Genomic DNA, 17,806 nt, shown 5'->3' with positions numbered 1-17,806 from the left:
CACGTTTGCTTGCAACTTCTAGGGCTCTCCCGAGGTTGAGGCTGAAATCGCTTTCAGTCTACGATCCGGCCGCGCCTGAACGGAACCGCTTCCAAAAAGCATCGGGCCGCTTCCCGGGCCGGGGTCGACCCACGCGCTCGGGGATTCCATCGACGAGGAGCATGGAGCGAGACGGCCTATGAAGAAGATTCGGAACCTGTTCGCCTTGGGCGTGGGGCTGATCGCGGCGCAGATCTGCGCGGCCGCTGATTGGCAGCTGGTCTGGCAAGACGAGTTCGAGGGCAGCATCAGCCCGGACTGGGTGTTCGAGATCGGCAACGGCGCCGGCGGCTGGGGCAACAACGAGCTCGAGTACTACCGCCGCGAGAACGCCAACGTCGAGAACGGCAACCTGGTGATCACCGCGAAGCGCGAAGACTTCGGCGGCTTCCGCTACACCTCGTCGCGGATGAAGACGCAGGGCAAGCAGAGCTTCAAGTACGGCCGCATCGAGGCGCGCATCAAGGTGCCGCTGGGCTCCGGGCTGTGGCCGGCTTTCTGGGCACTGGGCAGCAACATCACCCGCGTCGGCTGGCCGGCGTCCGGCGAGATCGACATCCTCGAGCACGTCAACACCGAGGACAAGGTCTACGGCACCGTGCACTGGTCTGCACCGGATGGCAGTTATGCCTCGTATGGCGGCAATGTCACCACCACGCCGCAGGACTACCACCTCTACTCGATCGAGTGGGATCCGACGGCGATCCGCTGGTTCCTCGACGGTGTGCAGTACCACGTCATCGACATCACCGACGGTGTCGGCGGCACGGCCGAGTTCCACAACGACTTCTTCCTGCTGCTGAACCTGGCGGTGGGCGGCAACTGGCCCGGCTTCAACATCGACGAGACCAAGCTGCCGGCAAGGATGTACGTCGACTATGTGCGCGTCTACCAGAAGCCTGGCAACGAAAGCGGCATCACCAGCACCTGGGCGCTCGACAACACCACCAAGGTGATCCGCCACCAGGATGGCCGCGCGCAGCTCGACAAGCCCGCGAAGGTCAAGCCGTATGGCGACGGCAACTGGACGATGATTCCCGGCCTTGCCGGTGCGGGCGTGTCGTTCCAGTCCGAGAACGAGCCGGGCCACTTCCTGCGGCACCGCAACGGTGAGCTGGTGCTCGAGGCGAACGACAACAGCGCTGCCTTCAAGAACGCGGCCACGTTCTACAAGCGCCCGGGCCTGACGGACGAATGGGCCAAGTCCTTCGAGGCCTACAACCTGCCGGGCCAGTACATCCGCCAGAAGGATGGCCTGCTCTACGTGAAGAAGGCCGGCACCGACACGGCGAAGAAGGCCTCGACCTTCATGGCAGGCCTGCCGCTGGCAGCGGCGTACGCCACGACAGTCGAAGCCGAGACGCACGAGTTCATGTCCGGCGTCGTCGACGAGGCATGCTCGGAGGGCGGGCAGGACGTCAGCTCGATCGACGCCGGCGACTGGATGGTCTGGCCGATCGACCTGCCCAGCGCCGGTGTCTACAAGGTCGAATACCGCGTGGCCAGCTCGGTCGACGGCGGCAAGCTGCAGCTCGAAAAAGGTGGCGGCAACCCGGTCTATGGCCAGCTCGACGTGCCCAACACCAACGGTGGGCAGAACTGGACGACGATCTCCCACGACGTGTCGCTCGATGCTGGCGAGCAGCACATCGGCCTCAAGGGCCTGGGCGGCAGCTGGAGCCTGAACTGGCTGAAGATCAGCCGCAAGTATTGATCACCACCCACCGGGCCGCCTTTCGAGTCGGCCCGTTCGCTTTCAGGCGGCGAACGCCCTTGAGCGTCCGCTGCTGCGTTCGCGGTTTGGGCCGTAGGCAGGGCGCGGCGCGTACGTTCGGCAACACCTGTTCCCCACCAAGGCGTTACCCTGCGCTGGAACCAGTTCCATTCACAAGACCAGGAGATCCATCGTGAGGAGAGTACGCAGCCTGTTCCTGTTCTTCGCCTTCCTGTTCACCTCCACGCTCGGCTTCGCGCAGGGCTGGAATCTGGTGTGGCAGGACGAGTTCGAAGGCGGCATCGGCCCCGACTGGGTCTTCGAGATCGGCAACGGCACCAACGGCTGGGGCAACAACGAGCTGCAGTACTACCGGCGCGAGAACGCGACGGTCGAGAACGGTGCGCTCGTCATCACCGCGAAGCGCGAAGACTTCGGCGGTTTCCGCTACACCTCGACGCGGATGAAGACGCAGGGCAAGAAGAGCTGGAAATACGGCCGTATCGAGGCGCGCATCTCGGTGCCGCTCGGCTCGGGCCTGTGGCCCGCGTTCTGGATGCTCGGCAGCAACATCGGCCAGGTCGGCTGGCCCGCTTCGGGCGAGATCGACGTCATGGAGCACATCAACACCGAGGCGACCATCTACGGCACGCCGCACTGGGCCGCCGCCGATGGCAGCCATGCGTCCTACACCGGCCACACGAACACCACGCCGCAGAACTACCACGTCTACTCGGTCGAGTGGGACGCCAACGCGATGAAGTGGTTCGTCGACGGCGTGCAGTACCACGTGATGGACATCACCAATGGCACCGGCAGCACCGAAGAGTTCCACAAGGACTTTTTCATCCTGCTGAACATGGCTGTCGGCGGCAACTGGCCCGGTTTCAACATCGACGAGTCGAAGCTGCCTGCACGCATGCTGGTCGACTACGTGCGCGTCTACCAGAAGGGCAACGACACCGGCACCTACAACTCGTGGGCGCTGGACGGCACGCCGAAGGTGATCCGCCACCAGAACAGCCGCGGCCGCATCGACAAGGCCGCCAACGTGACGCCCTATCAGGACGGCAACTGGAAGCTGGTGCCGGGCCTGGCCGGTGCTGGCGTGTCGTTTCAGTCGCAGAACTTCCCCGAGCGTTACCTGCACCAGCGCAACGGCGAGCTGTGGCTCGACACGAACGACGGCTCGCAAGGCTTCAAGGAAACGGCCACCTTCTACAAGCGCAATGGCCTGTCGAATGCCTCGGCCAGCTCATTCGAGGCTTACAACCTGCCGGGCCACTACATCCGCCAGAAAGACGCGCTGCTGTTCGTGAAGAAGGCCGGCACCAACACCGCGAAGAAGGCGGCGACCTTCAAGATGGGTGCGCCGCTGGCGGGTGCCTTCTCGACGACGATCGAAGCCGAGTCCTACTCGGACATGTCCGGCGTCCAGACCGAGGCGTGTTCCGAAGGTGGCCAGGACGTCGGCTGGATCGATGCCAACGACTGGATGGTCTGGAACGTGAACCTGCCCAGCGCCGGCACCTACAAGGTTGAATACCGCGTGGCGAGCCAGAACGGCGGCGGCAAGCTGCAGCTGGAGAAGGCCGGTGGCTCGCCGATCTACGGTGCGCTCGACGTGCCGAGCTCCGGCGGCTGGCAGACCTGGACCACGATCAGCCACGACGTCACGCTGCCTGCGGGCGAGCAGCAGATCGCGGTCAAGGCGCTGGCCGGCGGCTGGAACCTGAACTGGCTGAAGATCAGCCAATGACCCCCCGGTGCGGGCCGCATGGGCGACCCGCCGGGCACAAGAACGGGCGCCGAGGCGCCCGTTCTTCATGGCACACCCTTACGGGCTTTGCCTAGGTGGAAAGCGCTTTCACGGTCAGGCATGCAACGCTAGGATCGACTCGCGGCCGGGATCGAAAAACATGAGGGAAACGTTGCTGGCATCTCGGTCGGGTTGCCCTGAGACAGGGCGTTCGAAGAGACGACACGTGGAGACAGTGATGAGGAGAGTCAGAGGTTTGTTTCTGTTCCTGCTGACGCTGTTCGGCGGCCAGCTGGCTTTCGCCCAGAGCTGGCAACTGGTCTGGCAGGACGAGTTCAACGGCAGCATCGGCCCGGACTGGGTGTTCGAGACCGGCAATGGCTTGGGCGGCTGGGGCAACAACGAGCTGCAGTACTACCGGCGCGAGAACGCGACGATCGAGAACAACGCGCTGGTGATCACCGCCAAGCGGCAGGACTACGGCGGCTTTCGCTACACCTCGGCGCGCATGAAGACGCAAGGGCGCAAGAGCTGGAAATACGGGCGCATGGAAGCGCGCATCGCCATTCCTTCGTCGATGGGCACCTGGCCGGCGTTCTGGATGCTCGGCAGCAACATCACCCAGGTCGGCTGGCCGGCCTCCGGTGAGATCGACATCATGGAGCATGTCAACACCGAGGCCGACATCTATGGCACGGTGCACTGGCAGGCCGACAACGGCAGCTATGCCTCTTACGGCGGCCACACCAACGCCGGTGGCGTCACGGGCTACCACGTCTACGCGGTCGAGTGGGACGCCAACTTCATCCGCTGGTTCATCGACGGCCGCCAGTACCACGTCATCGACATCACCAACAGCGCCGGCGGCACCGACGAGTTCCACAAGGACTTCTTCTTCCTGCTGAACATGGCGGTGGGCGGCAACTGGCCGGGCTTCAACATCGACGAATCGAAATTGCCCGCCAAGATGTACGTCGACTACGTGCGGGTCTACCAGAAGGTGTCCGGCGGCTTCTCGACCACGATCCAGGCCGAGGCTTACGCCAACATGATGGGCATCGCGACCGAGGCCTGTTCGGAAGGCGGCCAGAACGTTGGCTGGATCGACCCGAACGACTGGATCGTCTGGGACGTCAACCTGCCCAGCAGCGGGACCTACAAGGTCGAGTACCGCGTGGCCAGCCTGAATGGTGGCGGCACCTTGCAGCTCGAACGTGCCGGCGGCACGCAGGTCTACGGCTCGCTCGGCGTGCCTCGTACCGGCGGCTGGCAGAACTGGACCACCATCTCGCACAACGTGAACCTGTCGGCAGGTCAACAGCAGATCGCGATCAAGGCACTGGCGGGCGGCTGGAACATCAACTGGCTCAAAATCACCAAGCTGTGATTGGTGCCCCCACGCCCGCTCCGGCGGGCTGCCCCCCGAGGGGGCTCGCGCAGCGGACCGGCCGAGCCGGATCCGCGCACGCCACTTGAGGGTCGGCGGCTCCTACGGAGCGCCTCTGAGGGCGGGACTTTCCAGTCCAGCCCAAAAACAAAGCCGGGCATGGGCCCGGCTTTGTTCTTACTTCAGTGATTCGATCAGGTCGATGTAGTCCTGCATCGCCTCGTCGGCGGACTTGCCTTTGAGCTCGTTCCACGCATCCCACTTGGCGCGACCGACCATGTCGGTGAAGCCGGGGCGCTTGCCCTCCACGTCGCCCGCGGTGGCCTGCTTGTACAGCGAATAGATCTTCAGCAGGGTCATGTTGTCCGGCTTTTCGGGCAACTGTTTGCTCTCGGCGACAGCGGTCTCGAACTGGGCCTTCAGGTCTGCCATGGCGGTGCCTCCTGGGGTAAAGGTAAAGCAGAATTGACGGGCTGGGATGTTACCCAGCATCGTCGATACGACAAGCCGAATCCGTAGAGGGAGCTTTCCATGTCCGCCAGCCCCACCGTCACCACCGAGCGCATGTCGCGCGTCGACACCGCCTGGCTGCGCATGGACACCGAGGCCAACCTGATGATGATCGTCGGGGTCTGGCTGGTCGAGCCGACGCTGAGCCTGGCCGACCTGCGCGAGCGTGTCGAGGGCAGCCTGCTGAAATACAGCCGCTTTCGCCAGAAGGTGGTCGAGGACGCGATGGGCGCCCACTGGGTCGAGGACGGCAGCTTCGACATCACCCAGCACGTGGTGGCCGAACACCTGTCGATGGCACCGGGCCAGTCACCGGTCGAGGCGCTGAAGGCCCGCGTCGGCGTGCTGGCCGCGACGCCGCTGGATCCGACCCGCCCGCTGTGGGAGCTGCGCCTGGTGGAAGAGCTGGAGACCGGCCGCAGCGCGATCATCACCCGCATCCACCACTGCATCGGTGACGGCATCTCGTTGATCTCGGTGATGCTGTCGATCACCGACGGCGGCAAGCCTCCGCCCGAGCGCAAGAAGCGCGGCGGCAACGGCGAGGACCCGGATGCCGAGTTCGACTGGTTTGCCGACGCGCTGCTCAAACCCGTCACCGAGCTGACGATCAAGGCCATCGGGCTGTATGGCGACGGCATGGCCAAGTCGGTCGAGCTGATGGCCAACCCGGTGCAGCCACTGGCCGGCGGCATGGACGTGGCCCGCGCCGGCTACCAGCTGATCAGCGACGCCGCGGCGATGGCACTGATGCCTGACGATTCGCCCACCCGGCTGAAAGGCAAGGCCACGCCTGGCAAGGTGGTCGCCTGGGGCGAGCCGATGCCGCTCGAAGAGGTCAAGGCCGTCGGCCAGGCCTTCGGCGCGTCGATCAACGACATCCTGCTGACCTGCGTCGCCGGCGCGATCGGCGAGCACCTGCGCGCGCATGGCGACGACCCGGCCGGCAAGGAGATCCGCGCGATGGTGCCGGTCAACCTGCGTCCGCTCGACCAGGCCTGGAAGCTGGGCAACCGCTTCGGCCTGGTGCCGCTGGTGCTGCCGGTGGGCATTGCCAATCCGGTCGAGCGCCTGGGCGCGGTGCGGGCCCGCATGAGCGAGCTGAAGGGCGGCTACCAACCGGTGATGGCGTTCGCGCTGCTGGCCGTCGCGGGGTTGCTGATCAAGCCGATGCAGGCCGCACTGCTGAACCTGTTCGCGAAAAAAGCGACCGCGGTGATGACCAACGTGCCCGGCCCGCGCGAGCCGATGAAGTTCTGCGGCCGCACGATCAAGCAGACGATGTTCTGGGTGCCGGCCAGCGGCGACATCGGCGTCGGCGTCAGCATCCTCAGCTACGCCGGCGGCGTGCAGTTCGGCCTGATCACGGACGACGCGCTGTGTCCCGACCCGGACGACATCGTTGCCCGCTTCCAACCCGAGTTCGACAAGCTGCTGTACTTGTCGCTGATGCTGCCCTGGGGCGAGTAAGCTCGCATCATTTCTCACACCCTCGCGGCGCCACGATGGACCCTGTCTCCGTACTGATCGTGGAAGACGACGAGCGCTTTCGCGCCGCGTTTGCGTCGGTGGTCGGCAGCGCGCCGGATCTGCACCTGGTCGGTACTGCGTCCGATCTGCCGCAGGGTTTGCTGCTGCTGCGTGAACTGAAGCCGCACGTGCTGCTGGTCGACCTGGGGCTGCCGAGCGGCAGTGGCATTGAGCTGATCCGTTATGCGCACAGCCACCTGCCTGGCACCGACGTGATGGTGGTGACCATCTTTGGCGACGAGCCGCACGTGATGGCCTCGCTCGAGGCCGGCGCCACCGGCTATCTGCTGAAGGATGCGCACCCGGCCGACCTGGCCGAGCAGATCCGCACGCTGCACGCCGGCGGCAGCCCGATCAGCCCGGTGATCGCGCGGCGCCTTCTGCAGCGCCTGACCCCTGACCCGACACCGGCGCTCGATGGTGACGCGCTGCTGTCGCCCCAGGAGCGACAGGTCCTGACCTACTCGGCCAAGGGTTTCAGCTTCGAGGAAATCGCCCGCATGCTGGGCGTCTCGCGCCACACGGTGATGACCTACGTCAAGCGCAGCTACCGCAAGCTGCAGGTGCATTCGAAGACCGAAGCCATCTACGAGGCCCGCAAGCTCGGGCTGGTGCGTGACTGAACTGGGTGTCGGCGGCTCGCCCGACCCGGCGGCCGGCGATCGCGCAGAGCACAGCCGAAACTGGCGCATGCGCGGGGCGTGGGCGCTGGCAGTGCTCGCACTGCTGGCCGTGGGCCTGGGGCTGCTGGCGCGCTCCAGCCTGCCAGTCAGCGACGTCGCCGATCGCCAGTTCCATGAGGCCTGGCTGCATTCGCGCCCCTTCCAGGCCAACCAGATGCGGGGCGACGGGCGCCCGCGCCCGCAGGTCGATGCACCCGATCCGACCGATGCGGCGGCCTGGCGCAGCGTGTCATTGCCATTGCACGAAGCGCGCCGGCCCGACTTGCCGGCTCAGGCGCAGCCGCGCCCGCTGCGCGTCTGGTGGTACCGCGTGGACTATGTGGTGCCGCCGGGCGTCGAGGGTGCGCTCGCGCTGTACGTGCCGCGCATCACCGGCGGTGCGGTGCAGGTCATCCAGCACGAGCAGGACCATTGGCGGCTGATCTGGGATGGCGCCGATCGCTGGCGCGAACAGTGGAACCGGCCGGTCTTCGTCGATCTCGGCGCGGCGCCGCCCGCGGGCAGCACCTTGCGGCTGGCGATCGGGCTGGTGCGCTACGACACCGGCCAGCACCGCGTCTCGCGCATCGACGTCGGCCCGCGCGAGACGCTGGCGGCGCGCGACAGCTGGCGCCGGGCGCTGCAGCTGACGGCGCCCGAAGTGGGTTCACTGACCTTCCTGGCGCTGGGTCTGTTCGCGCTGGTCTACTGGCTGCACCGCCGGCGCGGGCAGGCCTACTTGCTGTTCTTCTTCAGCTCGGTGGTGTGGACGCTGCGCAGCCTGCACTACTTCATCGACATGCCGGCCGACCCGGTGGCCTACACCTGGTTCTGGTGGGCCACCAACGCGTCCTTGTCGTGGGTCATGATCTTGATCTACCTGTTCGCCTTCCGTTTCGATTCGCGCAGCTACCCACGGGTCGAGCGGGCGCTGGTGGTGTTCGTCGTCGCGATGTCACTGCTGACGATGCCGTTCGAGTGGTCACCGTTGTCGTCGCTGGTGCAGCAGCACCTGGTCAACGCGATCGTCGCGTTCATCGTGACGACCTGGCTGACGATCGTGGCCTGGCGCGGCGGGCGCATCGAGTTCCGGGTCATCGTCGTGACGCTGTGGCTGTCCGAGGTGCTCGGGGCCCATGACCTGTTGCTGATCGCCGGCAAGGTGTCGATCGAGTCGGTCTACCTGCTGCCGTTCGCCACCATCCTGGTGCTGCTGTCGTTCCTGTTCGCGGTGCAGACACGCTACGCCGTGGCGATCGACCAGGCCGAGCGCGTCAATGCCGGGCTGGAAGCGCGGCTGGCGGTGCGCGAGGCCGAACTGCGCGCCAACCACGAGCGGCTGCGGCTGATCGAACGCGAGCAGGCCTTGCTGATCGAGCGCCAGCGCCTGATGCGCGACATGCACGACGGGCTGGGCTCGACGCTGATGTCGACGCTGGTGCTGGCCGAGCAGGGCAATCTGGAGCAAGGCGCCGTGGCCGCGCTGCTGCGCGAATGCGTCGACGACCTGCGGCTGGTGATCGATTCGCTGGAGCCGATCGAGCACGACCTGGTTACGCTGCTGGCCTCGCTGCGCCACCGGCTCGGTCGGCGCCTGGAAGCGGCTGGCCTGCGCATGCAGTGGGAGGTCGACGACCTGCCGCCGCTGCACTGGCTGAACCCGCCCGATGCGCTGCAGGTGCTGCGCATCGTGCAGGAGGTGTTGACCAATGTGTTGAAGCACGCGGCTGCGCGCACTGTGCGCATCGCCACGCGCCTGGCCGGCGACGACCAGGTGCAGGTGCTGGTCGAAGACGATGGCCGCGGCTTCGATGTCGCGCTGGTCGACCAAGGCCGGGGCCTGCGCCACTTGGTGCAGCGCGCGGCGCGTCTGGGTGGGCGCCTGAGCATCGACAGCGTCGCCGGACGTGGCACGCGCGTGACGCTTGACCTTCCTTTACAGCGGGGAACCCGGCCCTGAAGGACAATTCGGGCTCCCGTTGCCCAAAAACGGGCCTGACCCTGCCCATGCTGAAGCAACGCACCCTCAAATCCCTGACCCGCGCCGTTGGCGTGGGGCTGCACAGCGGCCAGAAGGTCGAGATGACGCTGCGCCCGGCGGCACCGAACACCGGCATCGTGTTTCGCCGTATCGACCTGCCGACCCCGGTCGACATCCCGGTGCGCTTCGACTCGGTCAGCGAGACCCGCATGGCGTCGACGATCTCGCCCGCTGGCCAGCCTGGCGGGCCCAAGGTGCAGACGATCGAGCACCTGATGTCGGCCTGCGCCGGGCTCGGGCTGGACAACCTGTACGTCGACATCACTGCCGACGAGGTACCGATCCTCGATGGCTCGTCGGCCAGCTTCGTGTTCCTGCTGCAAAGCGCCGGCATCGAGCTGCAGAACGCGCCCAAGCGCTTCCTGAAGGTCAAGAAGACCGTCGAGGTGCGCGAGGGCGAGGGCCCCAGGCTGCTGTGGGCCAAGCTCGAGCCGTACCACGGCTTCAAGCTGACCTTCCAGATCGACTTCAACCACCCGGCGGTCGATGCGACCGGCCAGGAGGTCACCTTCGACATGGGCTCGGGCCGCTACAAGCAAGAGATCGCTCGCGCCCGCACCTTCGGCTTCACGAAAGACGTCGAGGCGATGCGCTCGCGCGGCCTGACGCTGGGTGGCAGCATGGACAACGCGATCGTCATCGACGACTACCGCGTGCTCAACAGCGATGGCCTGCGCTACGACGACGAGATCGCCAAGCACAAGATCCTCGACGCGATCGGCGACCTCTACATTGCCGGTGCGCCACTGTTGGCTGCCTACACCTCGTTCCGCGGCGGCCACGCACTGAACAACAAGCTGCTGCGCAAGCTTCTGGCCGATGCCAGCGCCTACGAATACATCACCTTCGATGATGAGGACCGCGCGCCCGCCGGGTTTGCCGAGTTGGCACCGGCATGGTGATTGAGCCCCCACGCCCCTCCCGGGGCTGCCCTGCAGGCCGCGCCGAGCCGGAAGCTCGGCCCTTCGGCAGGCACGAACAGTCCTCAGGACTGTTCATGTCCCGCCTCAGCCCCCCCGAGGGGGCTGGCGCAGCGGACCGGTGAAGCCGGATCCGCGCACGCCACTTGAAGGGCCGGCGCTGCGCGCGCCCGGGAATGCGGGGCGTCGCGTGGTGCCCGCCTGCGCACGCTAAGCTCACCGCATGATGATCTTTCGATTGCTGTTCGGCCTGCTGCTGTTGGCGGGCTTGTTGTGCCTGGCCACTTATGTCGCGACGCGTGACCCGGTCTGGCGGCGGCGTGGGCTGGTGATCGTCAAGTGGACGGTGCTCGCCGGGATCGGGGCGCTGGCGGTGCTGGTGCTGGAGCGGCTGGCACTGCTGTTGTAGGCGCTTGCGGCAGGGCGGCGCGCAGCCCGTCCACATAGGCGCGCACGGCGGCTTCGCCGCACACCACCAGATCGAAGCCACCGGGCCTCAGCGTCCAGTGATGCATCAGCCCGTCGACCAGTGCGAACAATCCCAGCGCGACGGCCTTGATCGTCAGCCCGGGCCGCAACCAGCCCAGGGCGTCAGCGCGCTGCAGTGCTTCGGCCAACTGCTGTTGGAACTCGCCGCTGCCTTCGAGGTAGCGCTCCTGCACCGGGGCCAGCTCGGCGGTGTATTCGGTCTGGTGCATCGCGATGCGAAAGACGCGCTGCACCTGCTCGCTCTCCGCCAGGACGCGAAGCGGTGCCACGGCCATTTCATGCAGCTGCGCCAGCGGGTCGTCGCCGGCCACCGCCAGCGCGCGTTCGGCCGCGCCCTCACAGGGCAGGAAGGCCCGTTCCATCATCGCGTTGAACAGCTCGGCCTTGTCCTGGAAGTGCCAATAGATCGCCCCGCGTGTCACACCGGCGGCGGCCGCCACGTCCTGCAGACGGGTGTGGGCCACGCCGCGGGCGAGGAACTCTGCCTCGGCGGCGTCAAGGATCTGATGGCGGGTGGCCAGTGCATCGGCCTTGGTACGGCGAACCATGAGGTAGGGGAAAGGCCCTAGGCCAGCGAGGAAATTGATTGCCTAGGCATATTTCGCACTCGGCGCGAATGCCGGGTCGGATTGTCGCGGCAACGGGTGCATCGGAGTATGAACATACATTCGTGATTGTATGTATACTGCGCCGCCCCAGACCGGGTAGTTGCCCGCAGCCGTCACGCGCGGGCAATCCGGGTGCCGGTGTCGCCCGTCGATGGTGCTCGGCCGTGTCGAACCCGGCGCTCCCCGTTCGTCGCCCCAGAACTCTGTTGCCAAAGGCCAGCTTCGAGGCCTTTGCCTTAAGGAATCACATGGACGTTGCCAAGCCCCTTGCTCACCCAGCCGACTTCCCGCGCCTTCGCGCCGTGCCGGCGCTGGCCTTGTCGGCGACCGTGGCCACGTTCCTGGTGGCCTGCGGCAACGCCGGTGGGCAGGGTGGTCCGGGCGGTGGCCAGATGCCGCCGACGCAGGTGGGCGTCATCACCGTGCAGCCGGCGGGCGTGACGATCGCGACCGAGTTGCCGGGCCGGCTCGAGGCCTGGCGCACGGCGCAGGTGCGCGCGCGGGTCACCGGCGTGGTCAAGCAGCGCCTGTTCGAAGAAGGCAGCGTGGTGAAGCAGGGCCAGAGCCTGTTCCACATCGACGACTCGGCCTACCGCGCCGCGCTGGACAGTGCGTTGGCCTCCCAGGCCAAGGCCGAAGCGGGCCTTGCGCAAGCCAGCGCGCTGCTCGAACGCAATCGCCCGCTCGCCGAGGCCCGCGCGATCAGCCAGCAGGACTGGGTCGCCACCCAGGCGGCCCACAAGCAGGCGCTGGCCGACACGGCGGCCGCGAAGGCCGCGGTCACCCAAGCACGCCTGAACGTCGACTATGCGGCGGTGCAGGCACCGATCGCCGGCCGCATCGGCCGCGCGCTCGTCACCGAAGGCGCACTGGTCAGTCAGGCCGAGGCGACGCTGCTGGCCACGATCCACCAGACCGACAAGCTCTACGTCAACATCACGCAATCGGCCACCGAGGCGTTGCGCCTGAAGCGCGCCTTCGAAAGCGGCAAGCTGCAATCGGCGCAGGGCGCCCAGGCTCGCCTGGTGATGGACGACGGCAGCGAATACCCGCTGCCGGCCAAGCTGTTGTTCGCCGACCTGACCGTCGACCCGACCAGCGGCCAGGTGACGTTGCGGGCCGAAGTGCCCAACCCGAAGGGTGAGCTGCTGCCGGGCCTTTACGTGAAGGTCAAGGTCGACCAGGCCAAGAGCCATGGCGCGATGCTGCTGCCGCAGCAGGCGGTCACGCGTGGTGCCGGTGGTGACACGGTGATGGTCGTCGGCGCCGACCACCAGGTCTCGCCGCGCCCGGTCCAGCTCGGTGGCACGCAAGGCACGCAATGGGTGGTGCTCGGCGGCTTGAAGCCCGGCGAGCAGGTGGTGGTCGACGGTTTCCAGAAGATCCGGCCGAAGGCGCCGGTGGCGCCAGTGCCTTGGACGCCGCCCGGTGCGGCCTCCGGCGCTGCGGCCGCACCGGCTTCTGCCCCGGTCCAGGCCCCGGCCCTCGCCCCCGCTTCGGCGGCCAGCCGCTGATGCCGGGGTGACCGAATGAATTCCCGTTTCTTCATTGATCGGCCCATCTTTGCCTGGGTCATCGCGCTGTTCATCGTCGTCATCGGCGCGGCGGCAATCACGCGGCTGCCCGTCGCGCAGTACCCCAGCGTCGCGCCGCCGGCCATCGTCATCACCACCGCCTACCCCGGCGCCTCGGCCAAGGTGCTGGAGGACTCGGTGCTGTCGGTCATCGAGCAGGAGCTCAACGGCGCGCCGAACCTGATCTACATGGAGTCCAGTGCCGATGCCACCGGCACCGGCAACATCACGGCGACCTTCGAGCCCGGCACCGATGTCTCGATCGCGCAGATCGAGGTGCAGAACCGGCTCTCACGCGCAACGCCGCGGCTGCCGGCCGCGGTGGTGCAGCAAGGCGTACGCATCGACAAGGCGCGCGCGAACTTCCTGCTGTTCGTGATGGTCAGCTCGACCAACCCGGCGCACGACCCGGTGGCGCTGGGCGACTACTCGGCGCGCAACATCGTGCCCGAGCTGCTGCGCGTACCTGGCGTCGGCCAGGCCATCCTGTTCGGCACCGAGCGTGCGATGCGGATCTGGGTCGACCCGGCCAAGCTGGTTGGCTACGGCCTGTCGACGGCGGACGTGAATGCAGCGATCCGGGCGCAGAACCTGCAGGTCTCGGCCGGCACGATCGGCGGCCTGCCGGCGGCCAGCGGCCAGACGATGTACGCGACGATCACTGTCAACGGCCAGCTGAGCAGCATCGAGCAGTTCGGCAACATCATCGTGCGCAGCAACACCGACGGCGGGACGGTGCGGCTGAAAGACGTCGCCCGCATCGAGCTCGGCGGCCAGGCCTACACCAGCTCGGCGCGGCTGAACGGCGTGACCGCCAACGGCATCGGCGTGCAGCTCGCGCCCACCGGCAACGCGCTGGCCACAGCCACCGCGATCAAGAAGCGCATGAGCGAGCTGCAGGCCTACATGCCCGAGGGCATGGGCTACGACATCCCGTACGACAGCTCGAAGTTCGTCCGCATCTCGATCGAAGAAGTGGTCAAGACGCTGGTCGAGGCGATCGCGCTGGTGTTCGTCGTGATGCTGGTGTTCCTGCAGAACATCCGCTACACGCTGATCCCGACCATCGTCGTGCCGGTCGCGCTGACCGGCACCTTCGCGGTGATGCTGGCGCTGGGCTTCTCGATCAATGTGCTGACGCTGTTCGGCATGGTGCTGGCTATCGGCATCCTGGTCGACGATGCGATCGTCGTGGTCGAGAACGTCGAGCGCATCATGGCCGAAGAGGGTCTGAGCCCACGCGACGCGACGATCAAGGCGATGGGCCAGATCACCGGCGCGATCATCGGCATCACCGTCGTGCTGGTCTCGGTGTTCGTGCCGATGGCGTTCTTCAGCGGCTCGGTCGGCAACATCTACCGCCAGTTCTCGCTCGCGATGGTGTCGTCGATGCTGCTGTCGGCCTTCATGGCGCTGTCGCTGACGCCGGCGCTGTGCGCCACGCTGCTCAAGCCGGTGCCGGCCGGACACCACGAGAAGAAGGGCTTCTTCGGCTGGTTCAACCGCAGCTTCAAGCGCACCGCCAAGGGCTACGAGTCGGTGGTGGCGCGCATCCTGCCTCGTGCGACCTGGTTCCTCGGCCTGTACGGCGTGATCATCGCGGCGGTCGTGCTGATGTACAACCGCCTGCCGACCTCGTTCCTGCCGAACGAAGACCAGGGCTACCTGATCGTCAACGTGCAATTGCCGCCGGGCGCGTCGCAGACGCGCACCGAAGCGGTGATGAGCCAAGTCGAGAAATTCTTCCTGGCGCAGCCCGAGGTCGACAAGGTCGTCGGCGTGCTCGGCTTCTCGTTCTCGGGCTCCGGCCAGAACGCGGGCCTGGCTTTCGTGCCGCTGAAACCGTGGGAAGAGCGCAAGGGCCAGGAGCACAGCGCGCAGACGCTGGCTGGCAAGGCCTTCGGTGCGTTGATGGGCATTCGCGACGCGTTCATCTTTCCGCTGTCGCCGCCGCCCATTCCTGAGCTGGGCACCGCGACCGGCTTCAACTTCCGCCTGCAGGACCGCGGCGGCATGGGTCACGCGGCACTGCTGGCCGCGCGCAACCAGATGCTGGGCATGGCCTCGAAGAGCAAGCTGCTGCAAGGCGTGCGGCCCGACGGGCTGGAGGATGCCCCGCAGCTGCAGCTGGACATCGACCGCGAGAAGGCGGCGGCGCTCGGCGTTGGCTTCGACACGATCGGCTCGGTGCTCGCCACCGCGCTCGGCTCGACCTATGTCAACGACTTCCCGAACGCCGGCCGTCTGCAGCGCGTGATCGTGCAGGCTGAAGCATCGACGCGCATGCAGCCGGAAGACATCCTGAAGCTCTACGCGCCGAACAACAAGGGCCAGCAGGTGCCGCTGTCGGCGTTCGCGTCGACGCGGTGGGTCGAAGGCCCGTTGCAGACCGTGCGCTACAACGGTTACCCGGCGATGAAGATCGCCGGTGATGCGGCGCAGGGTGTCTCGACCGGCGAAGCGATGGCCGAGATGGAGAAGCTCGCGGCCCAGCTGCCGCCCGGCTTCGGCTTCGAATGGACTGGCCAGTCGCGCGAAGAGAAGCTCTCCGGCGCGCAGGCCACCATCCTGCTTGCGTTCTCGATGCTGGCGGTGTTCCTGTGCCTGTCCGCGTTGTATGAAAGCTGGAGCATCCCGGTCTCCGTGCTGCTGGTCGTGCCGCTCGGCGTGGTCGGTTCGCTGGCCGGGGTGTGGATGCGCGACATGCCGAACGACGTGTATTTCAAGGTCGGATTGATCACGATCATCGGCCTGTCGGCAAAGAACGCGATCCTGATCATCGAATTCGCGAAAGACTTGCAGGCTGAAGGCAAGAGCCTGCTGGTGGCGACCCTGGAGGCCTGCCATCTGCGCTTCCGGCCGATCTTGATGACATCGTTCGCCTTCATCCTCGGTGTGCTGCCGCTGGCGATCGCGTCGGGGGCCGGCTCGGCCAGCCAGCGTGCGATCGGCACCGGCGTGATGGGCGGCATGGTGACGGCGACGGTGCTCGCGGTGCTTCTGGTGCCGGTGTTCTTCGTCGTGATCCGCCGACTGTTCCCGGGCGGCCACGTGCTGCACCACGCCACGCACATCTCGTCGGCGAAGACCGACGCGGCGGCCGAAGAAGCCTTGCACCACAAGAAGGAGGGCCAATGATGAGCCGCCATCTGTTCGTTCAGCGGGCGGCGGCCGGGCCGCTGTTGTTGTCGGCGGCGTTGCTCGCTGGTTGCATCAACCTCGCACCGGGCTACGAACGCCCCGGCCTGCCGGTGCCCGGCGTATTGCCCGCAGGTGCCGCGACTGGCGACGCCTTGCCGGCCATCAACGAGCTGCTGCGCGATGAGCGGCTGCGCAAGGTGGTCCAGCAGACGCTGGCCAACAACCGCGACTTGCGCGTCGCGATGCTGAACATCGAGCGCAGCCGTGCCCAACTGCGCCTGGCCGATGCCGACCGCTGGCCCACCGTGGCGGCGGCGATCAATGCCGCACGGGCGCCGAGCACGACGACCGACGATCAGGTGAACACGTTCCAGGCCGGCCTGCAGGTCACCAGCTATGAGCTGGATCTGTTCGGCCGGGTGCGCAACGTCAGCGGCAGCGCTGCGGCGAACCTGTTGGCCACCGAAGCCGGCAGCCGCGCGGCCCGGCTGGCCCTGGTGTCACAGGTCGTCGCGACCTGGTTCACGCTGGCGGCCGACCAGGAACAACTCGCGTTGGCCAGGCAGACGCTGGCCGGGCGTGAGCAGACGCTGAAGCTGAGCGAGTTGCGGGTCAACGTCGGTGCCGCGTCGGATGTCGAGCTGCACGGCACGCGTGGCCTGCTCGCGCAGGCGCAGGCCAGCGTGGCGCAGCTGGAGCGCCTGGCCGCTCAGGACGCCAATGCGCTTGCGTTGCTGGTCGGCCAACCGGTGACGGCGGACAGCCTGCCGACCGCCGGCGCGCCGCTGAGCACCGATGCGCTGGCTGCCGTGCCGGCCGGTGCGTCGTCGGAGCTGCTGCTGCGCCGGCCCGATGTGATCCAGGCCGAGCAGACGCTGATCGCCGCCAACGCCAACATCGGCGCGGCGCGCGCCGCGATGTTCCCGCGTATCACCTTGAGCGGCAGCGCGGGTGTCGTCAGCGACACGCTGCGAGGGTTGGTCGAGTCGGGCACGTTCGCCTGGACGCTGGCGGGCAATGCCGCGCTGGCGATCTTCGACGCCGGCCGCAACCAGGCCAACGTCAAGGTGGCCGAGGTCAACCGCGACATCGCGGTGGCGCAGTACGAGAAGGCGATCCAGTCGGCCTTTCGCGAGACTGCCGACGCGCTGGTCGCGCAGGCGACGTGGCGCGACCAGGTCAGTGCGCAGCAGACGCTGCAGACCGGCGAACGCGAGCGGCTGCGCCTGACGCGCATGCGCTACGAAGGCGGTGCCGCGAATCTGATCGAGCTGTTGGACAGCGAACGTTCGCTGGCCGCGGCCGACCAGGCGCTGGTGCTGGCGAGATTGGGTGAATTGCTGAACCGCCTGGCGCTCTACAAGGCGCTCGGTGGTGAGGAGCGTGCAGCGTCCTGACGGGGCACGCGCCGGGAGAACAAGAAGGGAAAAGA

The 17,806-nt window shown here is 67.0% G+C and carries 13 protein-coding genes; 11 read left to right on the top strand and 2 right to left on the bottom strand.

Annotated elements, in window-relative coordinates; all coding sequences use genetic code 11:
- The first annotated feature begins 178 nt into the window (after positions 1-178).
- The 3 genes from VFY73_RS00145 (at position 179) to VFY73_RS00135 (ending at position 4,899) form a co-directional block, all read left to right on the top strand.
- Positions 179-1,753: an AbfB domain-containing protein gene (locus VFY73_RS00145; protein WP_329715869.1), complete on the top strand. Its 1,575-nt coding sequence runs from the start codon at positions 179-181 to the stop codon at positions 1,751-1,753.
- A gap of 193 nt (positions 1,754-1,946) precedes the next feature.
- Positions 1,947-3,512, top strand: coding sequence for a carbohydrate-binding protein (locus VFY73_RS00140; protein WP_329715868.1), 1,566 nt, complete (start codon positions 1,947-1,949; stop codon positions 3,510-3,512).
- A 238-nt stretch (positions 3,513-3,750) separates the two neighbouring features.
- Positions 3,751-4,899 carry a carbohydrate-binding protein gene (locus VFY73_RS00135; RefSeq protein ID WP_329715867.1) on the top strand — a complete coding sequence of 383 codons (1,149 nt, stop codon included), beginning with the start codon at positions 3,751-3,753 and terminating at the stop codon, positions 4,897-4,899.
- A 177-nt stretch (positions 4,900-5,076) separates the two neighbouring features.
- On the opposite strand, the gene VFY73_RS00130 is transcribed toward VFY73_RS00135, so the two are convergent.
- Positions 5,077-5,331 (bottom strand): acyl-CoA-binding protein, encoded by a 255-nt coding sequence (locus tag VFY73_RS00130; protein ID WP_329715866.1) that lies wholly within the window; start codon positions 5,329-5,331, stop codon positions 5,077-5,079.
- Positions 5,332-5,430: 99 nt separating this feature from the next.
- On the opposite strand from VFY73_RS00130, the gene VFY73_RS00125 reads away from it, so the two are divergent.
- From VFY73_RS00125 to VFY73_RS00105, 5 genes are all read left to right on the top strand, one after another.
- A complete protein-coding gene (locus VFY73_RS00125) occupies positions 5,431-6,879 on the top strand; it encodes a wax ester/triacylglycerol synthase family O-acyltransferase (RefSeq protein WP_329715865.1) in 1,449 nt (482 codons plus the stop codon).
- 35 nt (positions 6,880-6,914) lie between these two features.
- The gene (locus tag VFY73_RS00120; protein WP_329715864.1) at positions 6,915-7,562 is read left to right on the top strand and encodes a response regulator transcription factor; all 648 of its coding nucleotides are present in this window, start codon (positions 6,915-6,917) and stop codon (positions 7,560-7,562) included.
- Positions 7,555-9,561, top strand: coding sequence for a sensor histidine kinase (locus VFY73_RS00115; protein ID WP_329715863.1), 2,007 nt, complete (start codon positions 7,555-7,557; stop codon positions 9,559-9,561). Before VFY73_RS00120 ends, VFY73_RS00115 begins: the two co-directional genes overlap by 8 nt.
- Positions 9,562-9,608: 47 nt before the next feature.
- Positions 9,609-10,544 (top strand): UDP-3-O-acyl-N-acetylglucosamine deacetylase, encoded by a 936-nt coding sequence (gene lpxC, locus VFY73_RS00110; RefSeq protein ID WP_329715862.1) that lies wholly within the window; start codon positions 9,609-9,611, stop codon positions 10,542-10,544.
- A gap of 241 nt (positions 10,545-10,785) precedes the next feature.
- Complete coding sequence (locus VFY73_RS00105) at positions 10,786-10,971, top strand: hypothetical protein (protein WP_329715861.1); 186 nt, start codon at positions 10,786-10,788, stop codon at positions 10,969-10,971.
- Here VFY73_RS00105 and VFY73_RS00100 read toward each other — a convergent pair.
- Complete coding sequence (locus VFY73_RS00100; RefSeq protein ID WP_329715860.1) at positions 10,898-11,599, bottom strand: TetR family transcriptional regulator; 702 nt, start codon at positions 11,597-11,599, stop codon at positions 10,898-10,900. The genes VFY73_RS00105 and VFY73_RS00100 overlap by 74 nt on opposite strands.
- Before the next feature lie 308 nt (positions 11,600-11,907).
- On the opposite strand from VFY73_RS00100, the gene VFY73_RS00095 reads away from it, so the two are divergent.
- The 3 genes from VFY73_RS00095 to VFY73_RS00085 are packed head-to-tail and all read left to right on the top strand — an operon-like array spanning position 11,908 to position 17,771.
- Positions 11,908-13,173 carry an efflux RND transporter periplasmic adaptor subunit gene (locus VFY73_RS00095; RefSeq protein WP_329715859.1) on the top strand — a complete coding sequence of 422 codons (1,266 nt, stop codon included), beginning with the start codon at positions 11,908-11,910 and terminating at the stop codon, positions 13,171-13,173.
- Positions 13,174-13,188: 15 nt separating this feature from the next.
- A complete protein-coding gene (locus tag VFY73_RS00090; RefSeq protein ID WP_329715858.1) occupies positions 13,189-16,371 on the top strand; it encodes an efflux RND transporter permease subunit in 3,183 nt (1,060 codons plus the stop codon).
- On the top strand, positions 16,371-17,771 hold the full coding sequence (locus VFY73_RS00085) for an efflux transporter outer membrane subunit (protein ID WP_329715857.1): 1,401 nt from the start codon (positions 16,371-16,373) through the stop codon (positions 17,769-17,771). The genes VFY73_RS00090 and VFY73_RS00085 overlap by 1 nt, the downstream gene beginning before the upstream one ends.
- Positions 17,772-17,806 lie beyond the last annotated feature (35 nt).

The sequence above is a fragment of the Ideonella sp. genome, assembly GCF_036277275.1.
Lineage (GTDB): Bacteria > Pseudomonadota > Gammaproteobacteria > Burkholderiales > Burkholderiaceae_C > Ideonella.
Note: the sequence above shows the minus strand (reverse complement) of the source record. Positions and strands in the feature narration are given on the sequence as shown.